This is a genomic window from Lentzea chajnantorensis, from assembly GCF_054300775.1.
The window spans coordinates 3,906,041-3,924,044 of sequence record NZ_JBSDZT010000002.1; the positions used below are offsets into that span (position 1 = coordinate 3,906,041).

Below are 18,004 nucleotides of genomic sequence, written 5' to 3' on the forward strand. Positions count from 1 at the left end.
CGCGAGGTCGACGTCACCCGCCCTGCGGGTCGAAGGGCACCACCGTTGCGGAAAATTGTCGGTCCAGGCGGATACCCTGCTGGCAGTCCGCACACAATCCAGGGAGCACCACCCGTGACCGCTGAGACCCTGTACGGGGCCGACGACCTGACGCACCTCGAAGGTCTCGAGGCCGTCCGCAAGCGGCCAGGCATGTACATCGGGTCGACCGACAGCCGGGGCATCAACCACCTCTTCAGCGAGATCGTCGACAACTCGACCGACGAGGGCGTGGCCGGCCACGCCACCAAGATCGTCGTCACCCTGCACGCCGACGGCAGCGTCCAGGTCGACGACGACGGCCGCGGCATCCCCACCGACGTGCACGCCAAGTCCGGTCTGTCCGGTGTGGAACTGGTCCTCACCAAGCTGCACGCGGGCGGCAAGTTCGGCGGCTCCGGCTACAAGACCTCCGGCGGCCTGCACGGCGTCGGCGCCTCCGCCGTCAACGCCCTCTCCCACCGCTTCGACGTCACCGTCCGCCGCGGCGGCAAGGTCCACGAGATGTCGTTCGCCCACGGCGTCCCCGGCGTCTTCGACGGCCCCGGCCCCAAGGCCGCGTTCACCCGCCAGAACGGCCTCAACGTCGTCGGCAAGATGAAGCGCGGCGAGTCGACCGGCACCTCCATCCGCTACTGGTACGACGCCCGCTACTTCGAGAACGGCGCCTCCCTGGACGTCGAGACCGTGCGCATGAAGCTGCGCAACACGGCGTTCCTCGTGCCCGGCGTCACCTACGTGCTCAAGTCGGCGCTGGAAGACGCGATCTCCGAAGAGGTCTTCCACTACCCCAACGGCCTGACCGACATGGTCGACTTCCTGGCCCCCTCCGGCGACCGCGCCGTCTCCGGCACCCTCGTCATCACCGGCACCGGCACCTACTTCGAGAACGCCGCAGACGAGAACGGCGTCATGCGGTCCAAAGTGGAGCGACAGGCCGAGGTCGAGGTCGCCCTGCGCTGGGGCACCGGCTACGACCGCACCGTCGAGTGCTTCACCAACACCATCCGCAACGTGCACGGCGGCACCCACCGCCGCGGCTTCGACCGCGCCGTGCTGAAGGCGGTCCAGGACGCCATCTCCAAGACCCGCGGCCTGCTGAAGCCCAAGGAGGACCCGCCCACGCTGGACGACGTGCTGGAGGGCATGACCGCCGTCGTCCACGTCCGCATCCCCGAACCCCAGTTCACCTCGCAGACCAAGGACGAGCTGTCCACCGCCGGCATCACCAAGGTGCTGCAGGGCATCGTCGACCAGCAGGTGCGCGCCTGGACCGAGGACCGCAGGACCAAGGTCGAGGCCAAGACCGTGCTCCAGAAGGTCGTCGACGCCTCCCGCGTCCGGCTGACCCAGAAGCAGCAGAAGGACGCGGCCCGGCGCAAGACGGCGCTCGAAGGCGCGGCGATGCCGGCGAAGCTGGTGGACTGCCGGACCACGGGTGTGTCGCGGTCTGAGCTCTTCCTCGTGGAGGGCGACAGCGCCCTCGGGTGTTTCACTGCTGAGACGCAGGTCGCGCTGGCGTCGGGCAAGTCGCTGTCGTTCCTGGAACTGGTCGAGGACTGGCAGCGCGGTGTGACGCACTTCGGCTACGCGACGAACAAGGCCGGCCGCGTGGTCGTCGTGCCGCTGGTCGAGCCGCGGCTGACGAAGAAAGATGCCCCGCTGGTCCGCGTCACCCTGGACAACGGCGCGTCGGTCCGCTGCACCCCCGACCACCTGTTCCGCCTGCGCGACGGCTCGTACCGCCGCGCTGACGCGCTGCTGCCCGGCGACTCGCTGATGCCGCTCTACCGGTCGGTGTCGTCGAAGGCCGAGGGCCACAACCTCGACGGCTACGAGCGGGTGTGGATGAACGACCGGCAGGAATGGGTCTACACCCACTACCTGGCCGATGCCCACAACCTGCGCCACGGCCTCGACAGCGCCGCGAACGGCAACGTCCGCCACCACGTGGACGTGGACAAGCGCAACAACGACCCGCGCAACCTCAAGCGGATGACGTGGGAAGACCACGCCGCGCTGCACGCCGCGATGATGGGCGAGCACGTGCACGAGGGCTACCGGGCGTGGCTCGCGGCCGGCGGCACCGAGATCAAGTCGGCGATGCTGTCCGAACAGTGGAAGGACCAGGAGTTCCGCGCGGCGTGCCTGGCCAGGCTCGCCGCCCGCAACCAGGACCCGGCGTTCCGCGCTCGCATCGAGCAGGGCTTCCAGGACTGGTACGCCGAGCTGAGCGACGCCGACAAGGCCGCCTACGTCGAGCGCATGCGTGCGCTGCAGGCCGAGTACTGGGCCGAGCCGGAGCACCGCGTGGCGGCCGCCGCGCGGGTGCGCGCGTTCTTCGCCCAGCCCGGTAGGCGGGAGGAGTGGAGCGAGCGCTCGCTGGCCCAGTGGCAGGACGAAGAGCTGCTCGCCTGGCGCTCCCGCACCACGGTCGATCAGTTCGCCGACCCGGCCGAGCGGCAGCGCCAGCGTGAGGCCGTCATCGCGTGGCACGAGAGCCACCCCGAGTTCGGCCGCGAGCACTCCGCACGCATGAAGCAGCGGATGGCCGACGCGTCGACCGGCCACCTGGAGGCGGTTCAGGCCGGTCGCCGCCGCTACGTCGAGTCGACGTCCCGTGCCGAGCGGGTGGCCAAGCAGGTCGAGGGGCGCCGGATCGCGGCGCTCAAGCGGCTCGCCCCGATGCTGGACACGCCGTCGAACTTCGAGCTGGCGCTGTCCTACGAGCTCGACCGCAAGGCGAACGCCAAGACGGGCCTGAAGTTCCTGAAGGTGCTGGCGCACTACGACGACGACTTCATCCGACTGCGGGAAGCGGCGACGCTGGTCAACCACGCGGTCGCCGCTGTCGAGGCGTTGCCGGAGCGCGAGGACGTCTACGACCTGACCGTGGACGGCTACCACAACTTCGCGCTCGAAGCCGGTGTGTTCGTGCACAACAGCGCGCGCATGGCCCGCGTGTCCGAGTACCAGGCGCTCCTCCCGTTGCGCGGCAAGATCCTCAACGTCCAGAAGGCGTCCCTCGCCGACACGCTGCGCAACGCCGAGATCGCCTCCATCGTCCAGGTCCTCGGCGCCGGCACCGGCCGCACGTTCGACATCTCCCAGATGCGCTACGGCCGGGTGATCCTGATGGCCGACGCGGACGTGGACGGCAGCCACATCCGCACGTTGCTGATCACGCTGTTCGCGAAGTACATGCGCCCGGTGATCGAGGACGGCCGCCTCTACGCGGCCATGCCCCCGTTGCACAAGGTCATGACCCGCGGCCGCAACGCCGAGACGCACTTCACCTTCACCCAGCGGCAGATGGAGCAGACCGTCGCGCGGCTGGAGAAGGCCGGCAAGCAGGTAGTGACGCCGGTGCCGCGGTTCAAGGGCCTGGGTGAGATGGACGCGGACGAGCTGTGGGAGACCACGATGAACCCCGCGACCCGCAGCGTCCGCCGCATCACGATGGACGACGTCGAGGCCGCGGAGGTCGCGCTGGAGCTGCTGATGGGCGAGAAGGTCGAGCCGCGCCGCAACTGGCTCGTCGAGTCCGCCGCACGGGTCGACCAGTCGGCCATCGACCTCTAAGCCTTCTCGAGAGAACAGACGGAGTTACGAAGTCATGGCACGCCGTAAGGGACCCACGACCAAGGTCGATCCGGCCGCGTTCGACCGGGCCGGTGCCCGTGTGCTCGACAACTCGCTGAAGACGGAGATCGAGGACTCGTACCTGGAGTACGCGTACTCGGTCATCCACTCGCGGGCTCTGCCGGACGCGCGGGACGGCCTCAAGCCGGTGCACCGCCGCATCCTGTTCTCGATGAACCAGAACGGGCAGCGGCCGAACACCCCGTACGTGAAGTCGTCGCGCGTCGTCGGCGACACCATGGGCCGGTACCACCCGCACGGTGACACGGCGATCTACGACGCGCTGGTCCGTCTCGCTCAGGACTTCAGCCTCAACGAGCCGCTGATCGACGGCCACGGCAACTTCGGCAGCCCCGATGACGGTCCCGCGGCGAGCAGGTACACCGAGTGCCGCATGTCGCCGGTCGCCATGCAGCTGGTCGGCGAGCTCAACGAGGAGACGGTCGACTTCCGTCCGAACTACGACGGTTCGCTGGACGAGCCGAGCGTGCTGCCGGCGGCGTTCCCGAACCTGCTGGTCAACGGCACGTCCGGCATCGCGGTCGGCATGGCGACGAACATGATCCCGCACAACCTGCGCGAGGTGGTGGGTGCGGCGCGGTGGCTCATCACGCACCCGAACGCCGACCTCGACAAGCTCATGGAGTTCGTCCCGGGGCCGGACCTGCCCACCGGTGGCATCCTGCTCGGCCTCGACGAGGTGAGGAAGGCCTACGAGACCGGTCGCGGTGTCGTGCGGATGCGCGCGAAGATCGAGATCGGCCCGCTGGAGGGGTCGCGCGGGCGGCAGGCCATCACCGTCACGGAGCTGCCGTACGGCGTGGGTGCGGAGCGGATCGTCGAGAAGATCACCGACGAGGTGAACAAGTCGAAGCGGCTGACCGGCATCGCGGACGTCAAGGACCTGACCGACCGCGAGAACGGCATCCGGCTCGTCATCGAGTGCAAGGTCGGGGTGAACCCGCAGGCGCTGCTCGCGGACCTGTACCGGTTGACGCCGATGGAGCAGTCGTTCGGCATCAACAACCTGGTGCTGGTGGACGGGCAGCCGCGGACGCTCGGGCTCAAGGGGCTGCTGGAGGTCTTCCTGCGGCACCGCTACGACGTCGTCACGCGCAGGACGAAGTTCCGCAGGCGCAAGCGCGAGGAGCGGTTGCACCTGGTCGAGGGGCTGCTCAGGGCGCTGCTCGACATCGACAAGGTCATCAAGCTGATCCGGGGCAGCGAGAACGCCGCCGCCGCGAAGGACGGCCTGATGAAGCAGTTCACGCTCTCGGAGATCCAGGCGTCCTACATCCTCGACACGCCGCTGCGGCGCCTCACCAGGTACGACAAGATCGAGCTGGAGGGCGAGCAGGACAAGCTCACCAGGGAGATCGCGGAGCTGACGGCGATCCTGGAGGACGAGGGCGTCCTGAAGAAGCTCGTGTCGAGCGAGCTGGCCGCGGTGGCGAAGGAGCTGGGTGGGGACCGCAGGACGAGCCTCATCGACGGTGACCTCAAGGAGGTGCTGGCGGCGTCGAAGCCGGCCGGGCCGCTGGAGGTCGCGGACGACCCGTGCCAGGTGATCCTGAGCGCCACCGGGCTCGTCGCGCGCACGGCGGCGGAGTCGGAGGAGGCGTCGGAGGGCAAGCGGCGGGCCGGGCGGGTCAAGCACGACGCGGTGGCCGCGCTGGTGCACTCCACGGCGCGCGGTCAGGTCGTGCTGGTCACGAACCGGGGGCGGGCGTTCAAGACGGACGTGCTGCCGTTGCCGGTGCTGCCGGAGCAGAGCGGGACGGTGAGCCTGCGCGGCGGCATGGCGGCCAGTGAGCTGGTGCCGCTGGAGAAGGGCGAGAAGGTCGTCGGCATCGCGCCGCTCGACCCGGGGTCCTCGCCGGGCATCGCGCTGGGCACGAAGCTGGGCACGGTCAAGGTGTGCTCGCCGGAGTGGCCGGTGCGGTCGGACGAGTTCGAGGTCATCACGCTCAAGGACGGCGACGAGGTCGTCGGTGCGACCTGGCTGGACGACGGCACGGAGGCGCTGGCGTTCGTCAGCTCCGACTCGTCGTTGCTGCGCTACGACGCGAAGCTGGTGCGGCCGCAGGGCCTCAAGGGCGGCGGCATGGCGGGCATCAACCTCAGCGGTGACGCGCACGTGCTGTTCTTCGGCGCGGTCAAGACGGGTGACGGCCAGCACGGCGAGCCGATGGTGGTCACGTCGAGCGGGCAGAGCGTCAAGGTCACGCCGTTCGCCGAGTACCCGGCGAAGGGGCGCGCAACCGGCGGTGTGCGGTCGCAGCGGTTCCTGAAGGGCGAGACGCACCTGGTGGTGGCGTGGATCGGGTCGCGACCGGCCGGGTCCGACGTGAAGGGCACGCCGGTGGAGCTGCCGGAGATCGACCCGCGCCGCGACGGGTCCGGGCACGCGCACCCCGGTCCGGACGTGGTGGGCCACCTGATCGAGAGGGACTAGGTGTTCCGGCGGTTCGAGGCCGGCGAGGCGGAGGCGTTGGCCGACTTCCTCGCCGGCGAGCCGTGGCCGTTCCACGCGAACGCCACCGTCGACCGCGCGGACGTGCTCGACCGCGTCCGGTCCGGGTACTACGACGAGACGTACTGGATCGAGGTTGCGGGGGAGCGGGCCGGGATCGTGCGGCTGTTCGACCTCGGGGACGAGACGCCGATGTTCGACCTGCGGGTGGGCGCACGGCACCGCGGCCGCGGCCTGGGCAGGGCCGCGGTCCGCTGGCTCACCGACAAGCTCTTCACCGAGCTGGCGCACGTGCAGCGGATCGAGGCCACGACCCGGCAGGACAACCTGGCGATGCGCCGCGTGTTCGCGCAGTGCGGCTACGTCAAGGAGGCGCACTACCGCCGGGCGTGGCCGGACGGCGAGGGCCGCCGGTTCGACTCGGTGGGGTACGCGGTGCTCCGGCACGACTGGCGCACGGGGACGACGACCGTGCCGGACTTCCACGACCTCGACCAGGAGCCGTAGCTCCCGTCCGCGCGGGGCGGGGCCGCGTCATCCGCCGTGCTCGATCCCCGCGCGCCGCACCCTCGCCTCCGCGACGATCCGGTCCGCCTCGTCGAGTGCGACGTCGCGCAGCTCCGCGAGGGCCCGCATCGCCTCGGCGCGGCGGGCGGACATGGCGAGCCGGAAGTCCTCGCGGACCTCCTCGCGCTGGGCCGCGGCCTGTTCTTCGAGGCCGCGGGCGCGCGACTCGGCCTCCCCGACGATCATCAGCGCCTGGAGCTGCGCGTCCCTGATGACCTCGCGGCGTTCCTCCTCGGCCAGCGCGACCATGCGCGCGAGCCGTTCGGGCAGGCCCCTGAGGTCGATCGGGGTCAGGCAGATGCGGTGCAGGCCGTCCTGCAGCGCCGTGTTCTCCTCCTGCACCGACATCAACCTGCTGGCCAGCGCGTCGGCGCGGGCCTCGGAGGCGTCGCGGTCGGCGGTGACCAGGCGCAGCTCGGCCTCCAGCTCGGCGACGTAGTCGTCCACCTCGTCCCGGTCGTAGCCGCGCCAGCGCAGCCCGAACCACGTGCGCAGCGGAACCAGGTCCGCCCTGCTCTCGACGGTCACGTGCGGCCTCCCATGCCTCCCGCGAGTCAGTCCTGACAGGGGGTACGTACGCGGTGCGGCATCGGTTCTACCGAGTTCACCGGGCACAATGTGGACGTGACCACCAAACTGTGCCCCTGCGGCACCGGCCAGTCCTATGTGGACTGCTGCGGTGCGCTCCACTCCGGCGTCCGCACGGCGGCGACCGCTGAGCAGCTGATGCGCTCCCGGTACAGCGCTTTCGCACTGTCCGATGAGGACTACCTGCTGCGCACCTGGCACTCGCGGCACCGGCCGTCGGACGCGGGGACCGGCGACAACGACCGCTGGCTGAAGCTCGAGGTGCTGGCGACCGAGAACGGCGGACTGCTCCAGAACGAGGGCGTCGTCGAGTTCCGGGCGCACTACGTGGGCGGTGTCGTGCACGAGCGCAGCCGCTTCATCAGGGAGAACGGCCAGTGGGTGTACCTGGAGGGTGACCAGAAGTGACGACCGTGACGATCGGGAGCCGGTTCAACGGCCCGCCGGGGACGGGCAACGGCGGCTACGTCTCCGGCCGCCTCGCCGCGCACGTCGGCGCCGGTCCGGTGAGCGTGCGGCTGCGCAAGCCGGTGCCGCTGGACCGGGAGATGCGGGTCCGCGACGGTGAGCTGCTCGACGGTGACGTGGTGATCGCCTCGGCCGCACCGGCGGCGCTCGACCTGGCGGTCCCTGCCGTCCCCACGCTGGCGGAGGCCCGCGCGGCGGCGGCGCAGGTGCCGTGGCGCGACCGGCACCCGTTCCCGACCTGCTTCGGCTGCGGCCCCGACCGCGAGGACGGCATCGGCGCGCTGCTCGGGCCGCTCGCGGGCCGGGAGGAGTGGGCCGGGGTCTGGCGCCCGACCGCGGTCCTGCCCCACGAGGGCGGGCACGTGCTGCCCGAGGTCGTGTGGGCGGCGCTGGACTGCCCGTCGGCCCAGCCGGTGGCCCCCGACGGCGGTCCGGCGTTCGTGCTCGGCACGTTCGTGGCGCAGGTGGAGCGGCCGGTCGAGCTGGACGTGGACCACGTGCTGCTCGCGTGGGAGCTCGGCCGCGAGGGGCGCAAGGCGTACTCCGCGTCGGCCATCATCGGCCCGGACGGTGTGTGCGGCCGGGCGACCGCGGTGTGGGTCTCGATCGGATGACACCAAATAACCCGACTGGGTGACGGAGCGCTGACGCGTGTTGATAGCGTGCACGACCGTTGCCCGGTTCCACCGAAAGGGCGAGTGAACGGGATGGCACGGAGGTGATCAGGCGCTTGATGGGCCGACGTGCCGCCGCCCGCGGCGACCAACAGACGCAACAGGTGCAGCCGATGCACGCACAGGCCCAGGAACAGGCCCTGCAACCGGCCGAGCAGCCGACGCCCACCTACGAGGTGCCGGCGTCCTACGAGGCCCCGTCGTCGTACGAGTACGAACCGGAGCCGCCGAAGCCGCCGCAGCCGCAGCGGACGCCGTACGCGGCGAACTTCGTCGGTGCCACGCTCGTCGTCTCCGCACCGGAGGGACCGGGTCAGGGCGCGACCGGGCTGGCGCGCGCACTGCCGGCCGACCGCGGTCGCACCGTGGTCGTCGTCGACTTCCCCAGCGGGGACCAGAGCACGTTCTGGCCGCACGTCGTGACGGCGCTGAACGGGCGCGGGCCGGTCCGGCTCGCCGTCTCGCACGCCGGCACGATGCGCCCCACCGCGCCCGCGCAGTGGCTGGCCGAGCAGCTGCAGACCGAGGTCGTGGCCCCGGACGGCGTGCTGACGACCGTGCCGGGTGCCGCGTTCGTGGTCGGCTCCCAGGGCTACGGCAGCTGGGTGCGGTTCCAGCCGAACGCCTCGCCGATGCCGTTCGGCCGCCGCTTCCCGGTGCCGCAGTGGGAGGCAATGGACCCGAACTCGCCGTGGCCCACCGGCGAGGTCGGCGTCTCCGAACCCATCCCGTCGGGGCTGTGGCTGCGCGCGCAGCAGCCGCCGTTCGACCCGTCCGCCCCGGACGCCCGCCCGATCGTGGCGCTGCCGTGTCGCGACAACGTGCTGACCGTGGTCGTCGGCGGGCCTGGCCAGCCGGCCATCCCGACCGACGAGGTCTGCCGGCTCCTCACCGCGCTGCCCCAGGCCGCCCGGTCGCGGGTGCGGCTCGTGCCCTACGGCGTCGACGCCGAGCTGGGCAAGCTGGTCGCCGACGAACTCGGCGAGCCGATCGCCGCGTTCACCGGCCTGCCGGTCGGCAACCTGCGCGGCGGCGGTCCCGCGGTCATCGCGGTCGACCCGCGCGGGCAGCAGACGTGGCGGCCGTTCGTGACCGAGGTGCAGTGCGTCCCGCACGAGAGCGTGCCGGTCGTGACCGGCTACCGCACGCCGGTACCGGGCCTGAGCGAGGTCTCGCCGGGCGTGTTCTCGCTCGGCGACGGCGTGGTGCTCGAAGTCGTGCCCTCGGGTCTGTGGGTGCGCGAGCACGACGAGCCGTACAACGCCGCCGAGGTCCGCTCTCAGGCCGTGGACCCGGAATGGGCGCGTCTGACCGTGGGCACGCCTGGGCGCACGACGCCCGGTGCGGTCGCGGTGCACGGCGCTGCTCTCGTGGAACGCCTTGAGCCCGAGGTCCGCAAGCTGCTTCGAGTCGTCTTCTGCGACTCGAAGGTGTCACCGCCGCCTCCGCCGCCCCCCTCGGTCCCGCAGCACGCCGCCCCGGCCCACGCCGCGGTGGACGGCGGGTTCGCCGAGCCCGCCGAGGCGCCACCGGTGGCGAAGACCGGATCGTCCGCCACCATCGCCGCGGCGCTCGGTGCGGCCGCGCACGCGTTGTCGCAGCGCGACTCCGCGGACAACGGCACCGGCTTCTTCGCGGCCGTGACGCCCGCAGATGCGGAGCGGCCCACGTTCGGTGCCGGGGTGACGCCCGCGGGATCGGAGCGACCGGCGTACGCGGAGCCCGACCACCCGGCGCGGCCCAGTTTCGGTGCCGGGGTGACGGCCGACTACGAGCCGCGACCCGCCTACGAACCCGAGGCACCGCGCGCCACGTTCGCCGGCATCCCGGTCGACACCGACCAGCCTGCCCGGTCCGCGTTCGCCGAGCCCGAGTCGCCCCGCCCGGTGTTCGCCGGTGTGCCGGTCGACCAGGAGGCGACGGTCCGGGTCGCGTTCGCCGCGGTGGGCGCTGATCCGGAACAGCCGGCCCGGCCCGCCTTCGGTGCCGCGGCCGTCGAGGGCGGTCCGGCCATGGCGGCCGTGACGTCGCACGCGCTGGCCGACCCCGACGACGCCGCCTACCCGTCGTCCGACCCGGACGCCGCCGCAGTGCGGTTCCGCGTCGACGGGCCGCTGCCCGCCCAGCCGCTGGCCTTGTGGGAGCAGCCCGCGCAGGGCACCGGCGACCGCGAGACCGTGGCACCCGACCACAGCAGCTCGGAGGTCGAACGCGACGCCGTGCGCCGTGCGCTGGGCGAACGGTACGGCGCGCACGCGGCGACCGTGTGCCGGCTGCTGGCGCAACGACCCGACGCCGAGGAGGACCCGGCGGCGTTCGAGGCGATGGTCACCGACCTGACGGCGTTGCTCGCGTGCGTGTCACAGGACGAGGAGATGGTCGTCGAGACGCTGCGCATGGGCCGCCTGGGCCGGTTGCGCCCGTACGTCGCGTGCATCGTCTCGGGCCTGAACCGGCTGCCGGTGCACAACGGCGTGGCGACCGTGTGGGGTGTCACCGGCCCGACCGGGCCGCGGCGCTACCGCAGCGGTGACGTCCTGGTCGAGCACGGCCTGCTGGACGCCGTCGCGAACCCCGTCCAGCGCGTCGAGGGCGCGGTCGAGTACCTGCTGTGGTCGGTCACCGGCCGCAGGGTCGAGGTCGCCGACCGCGTCGCCGTGGCCACCGAGGAACGCGTCGTCTTCCCGCCCGGCACCACGTTCCGGGTGCTCGCGGTCTCCGAGGCCGAGGGCGAGCACCCGATGCAGGTGCTGCTGCAGGAGGTCGCGGGCCCCGCGGCCGACCAGGAGATCGCGAACCTGCGGCCCAGCGTGCTGTCCCGGCTGGAACGCGCGGCCGCGAACCTGCGCGTGCTGCCGTCGGTGCCGGCCGCCGCGGTGCAGGCCTGACCGCCCACCCGGGCATCCGGTACGCCGAACCGGCGGTCGGCCCGCTGCGCCTGCGTCCGCCCGTGGACTGCGACGGCGAGCCGACCGGCGCGTTCGGCGACCGGCACCCGCCTCGCCGAGCAGGCCAGCGGCTACCGCTCGGTCTGCGCGCGCACCCCGGCGCGGACGTGCCCGCCGTGTTCCGCGGCGACATCGCACGGGCGTGGGCCGCGTTCGCGCACACCGGCAACCCCGGCTGGCCGCGCGAGGTCAGCTTTCGGTGGTGAGCCCGAGCGTGCCGTCGAGCTTCGGCACGCAGGCCCCGTCGCGCTCGTCGGCGGCCAGGAACTCGCTCAGGCAGTTCGCGAGCTGCTCGTGCCCGCGGGCGTTGGGGTGGAACGACTCCTGCCACGCGTGCGCCGACCGCCGGTCGTCCTTCAGGCCGTCCCAGTCCAGCGTCAGCCGGGTGAACCACTCCTCCTCCGGTGACGAGCCGCCCGCGCACGCCTCGTGGCCCTCACCGGCCCGTGCCAGGTCGAGGAACCGGGCGTTGACCTTCCCGGCCGCCACGCGCAACCCGTTCGACAGCTCCGGCACGCCCTCCTCGACGACCCACTCCAGGTCACCGGTGCGCAGCGGGCAGCCGGACAGGTTCTGCAGCGACTTCGGCACGTTCGGCGCGACCGGCGCCGCGTAGGACTGCACGACGAGCTGGTAGGACGAGTCGAGGTAGCCCGAGTCGCGCATGGTCTGGCGGATCGCGTTCAGCGTGTTCTCGACCTTCGGCACCATCTTCGCGACCCGCTTGGTCCACTCCGGCGCCACCCTCGCCGTGCAGTCGCTGCGCGCACCCCACGCCTGCACGCACGTGTTGAGGATGTCCGCGAACTTGGGGTCGTCGTTGGCCCCGACGGCCACCACGAGCGCGACGACCCGGTGCGAGCCGGCGATCCTGCGCAGCTCCGGCAGCTGCTGGGTGCGCAGCCGGTCCGAGTTCGCGCCCGAACAGGCCAGGTTGAACCGCTCGTCGGCCTCGAACCGCGCCTTCATGATCGACGCCTCGCTGGAGCGGTGGCACCAGTTGCCGCCCTCCTCGCCGTTCGTGCCCGGCTCGTAGGAGCCCGCGCCCTCACCGGACAGGGTGCTGTCGCCGAGCGCCACCACCGCCGTCCTGGACTCGCGGTCGGGGTCGGACGGCGGCGGGAACGGGTGGTCGCTCACGACCAGCACGATCGCCAGCACGACGATCGCCATCAGCGGAAGAACTCTGCGCATCGCACACCAGCCTACCGACCCCCTTCCCGCCCGCCCGCTTGCCGCACGCGGGGACCTCCCGTGCGCCAGGAGAGTACGAAAGCTCCCCGCGTGCACTCCGCTGGCTTGCTTGCTGCGCGTGGGGGCCTTTCGTGCGCCAGGAGAGTACGAAAGCTCCCCGCGTGCACCTGAGCGGTGGCCGAATGAGAGGGCGGAATGGCGTTGCCGCCACCGCGGGTGATGAGGAAAGTGGAGTTGTGGGGAACTTGAGGGAAGTAGTCGTGGTCGGTTACGACCGCACGGCGCTGCTGGACCTGGCGGGGCCGATAGAGGTGTTCCAGGCGGCGAACCACGGGGGTCAGCGCTACCGCGTCACCGTGGCCACGCTCGGGGGAGAACCGTTCACCGCCACCGCGGGGGTGCGGATCGGGGCAGGTGCGGACCTGCGCACGCTCGACCGGCCCATCGACACGCTGCTCGTCGTGGGCGGCTGGGGGTACGACGAGGCCGCGACCGACCCGGTGCTCACGACGCACCTGCGGCGGCTCGCGCTGAAGTCGCGGCGGATCGCGGGCGTCTGCACCGGTGCGGTGGTCCTGGCGGGGGCCGGGCTGCTGCACGGGAAGAAGGCGACGACGCACTGGGCGTTCACGGGCGAGCTCGCGGCGCGCGGGGTCGACGTGGAACCGGACGCGATCTTCGTGTGCGACGGTCAGGTGTCCACTTCGGCCGGTGTGACGGCGGGCATCGACCTGTCGCTCGCGATGGTCGAGCAGGACCACGGCCCGGCGCTGGCCCGCCGGATCGCGCAGTACCTGGTGGTCTTCCTGCAGCGCAGCGGTGGCCAGTCGCAGTTCAGCGTGCACACCCGCACGCCACCGGTGTCCGACGACGCGCTGAGGGCGTTGCTGGACGCGATCCACGCCGACCCGACGCGTGAGTGGACCGTGCCCGTCATGGCGCGCAGGGCGATGATGAGCGTCCGCCACTTCGCCCGCGTCTTCTCGCGCAGCGTCGGCATCTCACCCGCGCAGTACGTCGAACGGGCCCGCGTCGAGGCAGCGGCCGACCGCCTGGCCAGCACCGGTGACGGGCTGGACCTGGTGGCGCGGCAGAGCGGTTTCGGCTCGGCCGAGACGTTGCGCCGGGCCTTCCTGCGCGTGCTCGGCGTGTCGCCGGGCAGCTACCGCGCCCGCTTCCGGACGACGGGGGTCGCCTGATGGACGTCGCGTACGTGCTCTACCCGAACCTGACCGCGCTCGACCTGGTCGGGCCGTTCGAGGTGCTCGGCTGCGTGCCGGTGGTGACACCGCGCTTCGTCGCGCGGACGCTCGACCCGGTGCGCTCCGACAACGGCCTGACCATGGTGCCCACCGACACGTTCGACACGCTCAAGTCGGCGGACGTGGTCGTGGTGCCGGGGTCGGGCCGCTGGAGGGAGGTGCTGCGCGAGTCCGCCGAGCTGGTGGCGTGGCTGCGGGAGGTGCACTCGACGACGAAGTGGACGACGTCGGTGTGCACGGGCTCGACGCTGCTCGCGGAGGCCGGGGTGGTCACGAGGGCCACCACGCACTGGGCCGCCCGCGACGACCTGACCGCGCGCGGGGTGCAGGCGTGCACCGAGCGGGTCGTGTTCGACGGCAAGGTCGTGACCGGTGCGGGCGTGTCGGCCGGCATCGACATGGCGTTGCAGCTGGTGGAACGCGAGTTCGGCACGGCGGTCGCGCAGACCGTGCAGGTCGGCATCGAGTACGACCCGCAGCCGCCGCACGCCTACGCGCAGATCCCGGCGGAGATCGAGCAGAACCTCAGGGCGCTGTTCGCCGCGAGCCCGAGCTGATCCGGCCGCCGGCCAGCTCCAACACCCGGTCGGCGGCGGCGTGCACGGCGTCGTGGTGCGTGGCGATCAGCACCGCGGCGCCGTCGTCGGCGACCCGGCGCAGCAGCCCGATCGTGGCGTCGGCGCTGACGGCGTCCAGGTGCGCGGTCGGTTCGTCCGCCAGCAACGCCGACGGCTTCGCGACCACCGCACGCGCCAGCGCCGCCCGTTGCTGCTGCCCGAACGACACCTGCGCCGGGTACCGCCGGGCCAGGTCCGCGATCCCCAGCTCGGCGAGCACGTCCGCCACCGGGCCGACCGGCAGCCCGCGCAACCGCAGTGGCAGCGCGACGTTCTCCTCCAGCGTCAGCTCGGTCGCGAGTCCCAGCGACTGCGGCAGCACCGCGCACGCCGACCACGCCGCCGGCCCCGGCGTGACGGTGCCGGAGTCGGGGAAGTCGAAGCCGCACAGGACGGACAGCAGCGCCGTCTTGCCCGACCCCGACGGCCCGCTCAGCGTCACCAGCTCGCCCGGTGCCACGGACAGGTCGACCCCGCGCAGCACCTCGACGCCGCCGAACGACCGCCGCACCCCCGTCGCGCTGATCACGACGCCACCAGCGGCACGCAGAGGTCGGCCAGCTCGACCAGCCGCGGGTCGTGCGAGGCCACCAGTGCGGGCACCGGCAACGACGTCAGCATCTCCAGCACCAGGTCCGCCGACCGCGCGTCGAGCTGCGAGGTCGGCTCGTCCGCCACCACGACCGAGGCACCGCGCGCCAGCGCGCAGCCGAACGCGAGCCGTTGCTGCTGCCCGCCCGACAACGCCCCGATCCGCCACGTCTCCGACCCGCCCAGCCCGAGCCGGTCCAGCAGCGACAGGTCCGTCGCGCCCGCCGCCCGCAGGTTGTCGCCGACCGTGAGGTGCCCGATGAGGTTGTCGGCCGGGTTCTGGAACACGACTGCGATCTCCTTGCGCCGCAATGACCTCAGCTCGCGCCACGACAGCTGCGAGGTCGGCCGGTCGTGCACGAAGACCTCGCCGGCGGACGGCCGTTCGACCAGCGACAGCACCCGCAGCAACGTCGACTTGCCCGACCCGGACGGTCCCGACAGCACGGTCAGGCCGGGCGCGGTGCGCAGCGACATGTCCGCCACCGCCCGCACCCCGCCGTAGGACACCCCGACGCCACAAGCGCGAATCACCTGAGCAGCTCTCCCATCCGCGCGGTGCGCACGCCGCGCAACGCGAGCCACGCCGCCGCCGCGACCACCGCCGCACCGCACACCACCATCAGCCCCAGCAACGGCACCAGGTCCGGCAGCACCGGTGCCGGGTTCAGCCACGGCGCCGGGTCCAGCCGCGGCACCGCGGCCCCCGCGCTCACGAACGACGCCACCGCACCGACCGCCACCGCCGCCACCGCGATCGCGCCCACCTCCAGCAGGTGGCTCGACCACAGCAGTGCGGGCTTCATCCCCATCCGCGTGGACAGCGCGCCCGACACGGCGTTCTGCCGCCGTCGCACCTCGATCGCCAGCAGCAGCGCCACCGCCGCCACCACCGCGAGCACCACGCCGATCGCCGCCACGAACCCGAACGTCCACTGCACGGTCAGGAACGGCAGCCCGTCGAGCACCTTCGCGCGGTCGGCGACGTTCGTGTAGTGGATGCCCGCCTTCTGCAGCTCCGCGGTCAGCGCGCTCACCGGCAGCGACGACCACAGGTGCCACGACCCGACCTGTTCGGGCGCGGGCACCGCGGACCGCGTGATGACGTACCCGCGGGTGCCGAGCTTCGGGAACGACGGCAGCGACTCGGACGGCTTCAGCAGCGGCAGGCCGGGGACCTGCATCTCCTGGTTCGCCGCGCGCCCGATCCGCACCGCGGAGGCGACCGCGCCGGTCTTGCGCAGGCCCGCCAGCACCGCCCGCACCCGGTCCGGGTCGCCGACGATGGCCGCGTCGGTGAACGTCGCCGGGTCCACGACGAGCGCGCCGGAGCTCACGCCGACGAGCGTTGTGGTGCCGCGCAACGACTCCGGCAGCGCCACCTTGCCGGTGGCGAGGTCCTGCGACACCTGCGCCGTGCTGTTGGCGCCCACGTGCACGGCGGACTTCGAGTCCAGCGCCGACCGCTGGGCACCGGCGACCGAGCTGCCGACCGCGATCGTGCCGACCGCCAGCACCCCCACGAGCACCACGCCGGTGACCGGTCCGGCGGCCGCGGCGAGCCGGCGCACCGCCAGCTGCGCGGCCGGCACCCGCCAGAACTGCACGCGGTGCGACCAGGTCAGCGTCCAGCGCAGCACCCGCGTGGCGAGCAACGCCGCCGCGAGCACCACCAGCAGCGGGAACGTCAGCGCCGCCGCGTCGATGCGCGGCAGCTCACCGGCCCCGGGCCGGGTGCCCAGCCCGTTCTCCGCGAGCCGCAGCCACGCGAGCACCGCGAGCCCGCCGACCGCGAGCTCCCACGGCAGCACGGCGAGCCGCCACCGCCGGGGCCGTCCCTGGAACGTCCGGTGCGTCTTCCAGCAGGCGGTCAGCACGGTCACCGCGAGGCTCAGCACCACCACGGCCAGCACCGCACCGAGCGCGGTCCACAGCGTTCCCGGCGCCGGCGCCGTGCCCGGCCCGTAGAGGGGCAGCAGCACCCGCGCGGCCACCAGTCCCAGCACACCGCCGAGCACCAGCGGCAGCCCCAGCTCCAGCACCCCGCGCAGGCCCAGCGCGAGCGGGCCCGCACCGCGCACCCACAGCAGCCGCAGCTCGGAGTGCCTGCGCTGGGCCCACTGCACGGTCACCGTGCCGACACCGGCGAGCCCGACGAGCACGCTCACGACCACCAGCGGCAGCAACGCCGACCCGACGTTGTCCCGCGCGGTGGCCGACGCGGTGATCGCGGCGCTGACGAGGTCGGTCCTGGTCAGCGGGAGGCCGAGCTTCGCCAGCAGCGCGTTCCCGTTGTCGCGCAGCGCTTCCGCCTCGGCGATGGTGGTCACCGGCTCGGCCGGGAACCGGATCGACACCGTGGCGCTGGAGAAGTCCGCCGGCAGCAGTGCGAGGTCGGCGGCCTGGTGCACCCAGATCACCGACGTGCTGGCGCCCTCACCGGCCAGCGGGTTCGGCACGACGGTCTTCGCCTCGGAACACCACCAGTCCGCCACCGGGTGCGCGAGGTCCGCGTAGATCGCGCTGACCACGAGCGTCGACCCGACGAGCCGGTCGCCGATCTTCACCTTCGCGGCGGACGCGACCGTCTGCGGCACCCACAACCCGGTGCCGCCGCCCTGCAGCACCCGCAGGTGCTCGGTGGCACCCGGCCGGTACCCGAACCGCGCGTAGGTCGCGAGCCCGGTGAAGTCCGGCCGCGCGATGTTGGTGTAGACGGCACCCAGGCCGCCGTTGGTCGTGGCCGTGCGGATGGCCTGCGCCAGCGGGATTCCGTCGCCGTCGAGGGAGGGGTGCATCGACTGTGGACAGACGCGGCCCTGCTGGTAGGCGAGCGCCGCGCTGCCGGCCGCCGAGGAGTGCAGGACCGCCGCGGCCACCACGAAGCCGAGCAGCAACGTCGTCACGATGCTCACGACGAGCGTGAGCGGGCTCGACAGCG

At 72.5% G+C, this 18,004-nt stretch carries 14 protein-coding genes; 9 read left to right on the plus strand and 5 right to left on the minus strand.

Features of this window, described 5'->3' with window-relative positions; all coding sequences use genetic code 11:
- Positions 1-114 precede the first annotated feature (114 nt).
- Genes ACVDFE_RS19895 through ACVDFE_RS19905 form a run of 3 tightly spaced genes read left to right on the plus strand, consistent with a single transcriptional unit; the run spans position 115 to position 6,661 of the window.
- The gene (locus ACVDFE_RS19895) at positions 115-3,621 is read left to right on the plus strand and encodes an ATP-binding protein (RefSeq protein WP_458431368.1); all 3,507 of its coding nucleotides are present in this window, start codon (positions 115-117) and stop codon (positions 3,619-3,621) included.
- Positions 3,622-3,655: 34 nt separating this feature from the next.
- The gene (locus tag ACVDFE_RS19900; protein WP_360396469.1) at positions 3,656-6,136 is read left to right on the plus strand and encodes a DNA gyrase/topoisomerase IV subunit A; all 2,481 of its coding nucleotides are present in this window, start codon (positions 3,656-3,658) and stop codon (positions 6,134-6,136) included.
- Positions 6,137-6,661, plus strand: a complete 525-nt coding sequence (locus ACVDFE_RS19905) for a GNAT family N-acetyltransferase (RefSeq protein ID WP_360396470.1) — start codon at positions 6,137-6,139, stop codon at positions 6,659-6,661. It abuts the gene before it with no gap.
- 27 nt (positions 6,662-6,688) lie between these two features.
- On the opposite strand, the gene ACVDFE_RS19910 is transcribed toward ACVDFE_RS19905, so the two are convergent.
- Positions 6,689-7,249 (minus strand): DivIVA domain-containing protein, encoded by a 561-nt coding sequence (locus ACVDFE_RS19910; RefSeq protein ID WP_360396472.1) that lies wholly within the window; start codon positions 7,247-7,249, stop codon positions 6,689-6,691.
- A gap of 96 nt (positions 7,250-7,345) precedes the next feature.
- Here ACVDFE_RS19910 and ACVDFE_RS19915 point away from each other — a divergent pair, with 96 nt between their 5' ends.
- The 4 genes from ACVDFE_RS19915 (at position 7,346) to ACVDFE_RS19930 (ending at position 11,605) form a co-directional block, all read left to right on the plus strand.
- Positions 7,346-7,717 (plus strand): YchJ family protein, encoded by a 372-nt coding sequence (locus ACVDFE_RS19915; protein ID WP_360396473.1) that lies wholly within the window; start codon positions 7,346-7,348, stop codon positions 7,715-7,717.
- Entirely contained in the window at positions 7,714-8,391 is a 678-nt protein-coding gene (locus ACVDFE_RS19920; protein ID WP_360396475.1) for a hypothetical protein, read from the plus strand. Before ACVDFE_RS19915 ends, ACVDFE_RS19920 begins: the two co-directional genes overlap by 4 nt.
- Before the next feature lie 173 nt (positions 8,392-8,564).
- Entirely contained in the window at positions 8,565-11,339 is a 2,775-nt protein-coding gene (locus ACVDFE_RS19925) for a hypothetical protein (RefSeq protein WP_458431369.1), read from the plus strand.
- Positions 11,340-11,401: 62 nt separating this feature from the next.
- On the plus strand, positions 11,402-11,605 hold the full coding sequence (locus ACVDFE_RS19930; RefSeq protein WP_458431370.1) for a hypothetical protein: 204 nt from the start codon (positions 11,402-11,404) through the stop codon (positions 11,603-11,605).
- Here the strand turns inward: ACVDFE_RS19930 and ACVDFE_RS19935 are convergent.
- Complete coding sequence (locus ACVDFE_RS19935) at positions 11,589-12,593, minus strand: GDSL-type esterase/lipase family protein (RefSeq protein WP_458431371.1); 1,005 nt, start codon at positions 12,591-12,593, stop codon at positions 11,589-11,591. The two genes, ACVDFE_RS19930 and ACVDFE_RS19935, sit on opposite strands and share 17 nt — an antisense overlap.
- A 260-nt stretch (positions 12,594-12,853) precedes the next feature.
- On the opposite strand from ACVDFE_RS19935, the gene ACVDFE_RS19940 reads away from it, so the two are divergent.
- A complete protein-coding gene (locus tag ACVDFE_RS19940) occupies positions 12,854-13,792 on the plus strand; it encodes a GlxA family transcriptional regulator (RefSeq protein WP_458431372.1) in 939 nt (312 codons plus the stop codon).
- Positions 13,792-14,412 (plus strand): DJ-1/PfpI family protein, encoded by a 621-nt coding sequence (locus ACVDFE_RS19945; protein ID WP_458431373.1) that lies wholly within the window; start codon positions 13,792-13,794, stop codon positions 14,410-14,412. The genes ACVDFE_RS19940 and ACVDFE_RS19945 overlap by 1 nt, the downstream gene beginning before the upstream one ends.
- Here ACVDFE_RS19945 and ACVDFE_RS19950 read toward each other — a convergent pair.
- The 3 genes from ACVDFE_RS19950 to ACVDFE_RS19960 are packed head-to-tail and all read right to left on the minus strand — an operon-like array spanning position 14,381 to position 17,978.
- Positions 14,381-15,001: an ABC transporter ATP-binding protein gene (locus ACVDFE_RS19950; protein WP_458431374.1), complete on the minus strand. Its 621-nt coding sequence runs from the start codon at positions 14,999-15,001 to the stop codon at positions 14,381-14,383. The two genes, ACVDFE_RS19945 and ACVDFE_RS19950, sit on opposite strands and share 32 nt — an antisense overlap.
- Positions 14,998-15,597 carry an ABC transporter ATP-binding protein gene (locus ACVDFE_RS19955; protein WP_458431375.1) on the minus strand — a complete coding sequence of 200 codons (600 nt, stop codon included), beginning with the start codon at positions 15,595-15,597 and terminating at the stop codon, positions 14,998-15,000. The genes ACVDFE_RS19950 and ACVDFE_RS19955 overlap by 4 nt, the downstream gene beginning before the upstream one ends.
- Positions 15,594-17,978, minus strand: a complete 2,385-nt coding sequence (locus tag ACVDFE_RS19960) for an ABC transporter permease (protein ID WP_458431376.1) — start codon at positions 17,976-17,978, stop codon at positions 15,594-15,596. Before ACVDFE_RS19960 ends, ACVDFE_RS19955 begins: the two co-directional genes overlap by 4 nt.
- Positions 17,979-18,004 lie beyond the last annotated feature (26 nt).

Bases quoted from the DNA above. Each gene is read 5' to 3' on its own strand.
- ACVDFE_RS19900 (WP_360396469.1), top strand. From the start codon at position 3,656: ATGGCACGCCGTAAGGGACCCACGACCAAGGTCGATCCGGCCGCGTTC.
- ACVDFE_RS19925 (WP_458431369.1), top strand. From the start codon at position 8,565: ATGCACGCACAGGCCCAGGAACAGGCCCTGCAACCGGCCGAGCAGCCG.
- ACVDFE_RS19935 (WP_458431371.1), bottom strand. From the start codon at position 12,593: ATGCGCAGAGTTCTTCCGCTGATGGCGATCGTCGTGCTGGCGATCGTG.
- ACVDFE_RS19945 (WP_458431373.1), top strand. From the start codon at position 13,792: ATGGACGTCGCGTACGTGCTCTACCCGAACCTGACCGCGCTCGACCTG.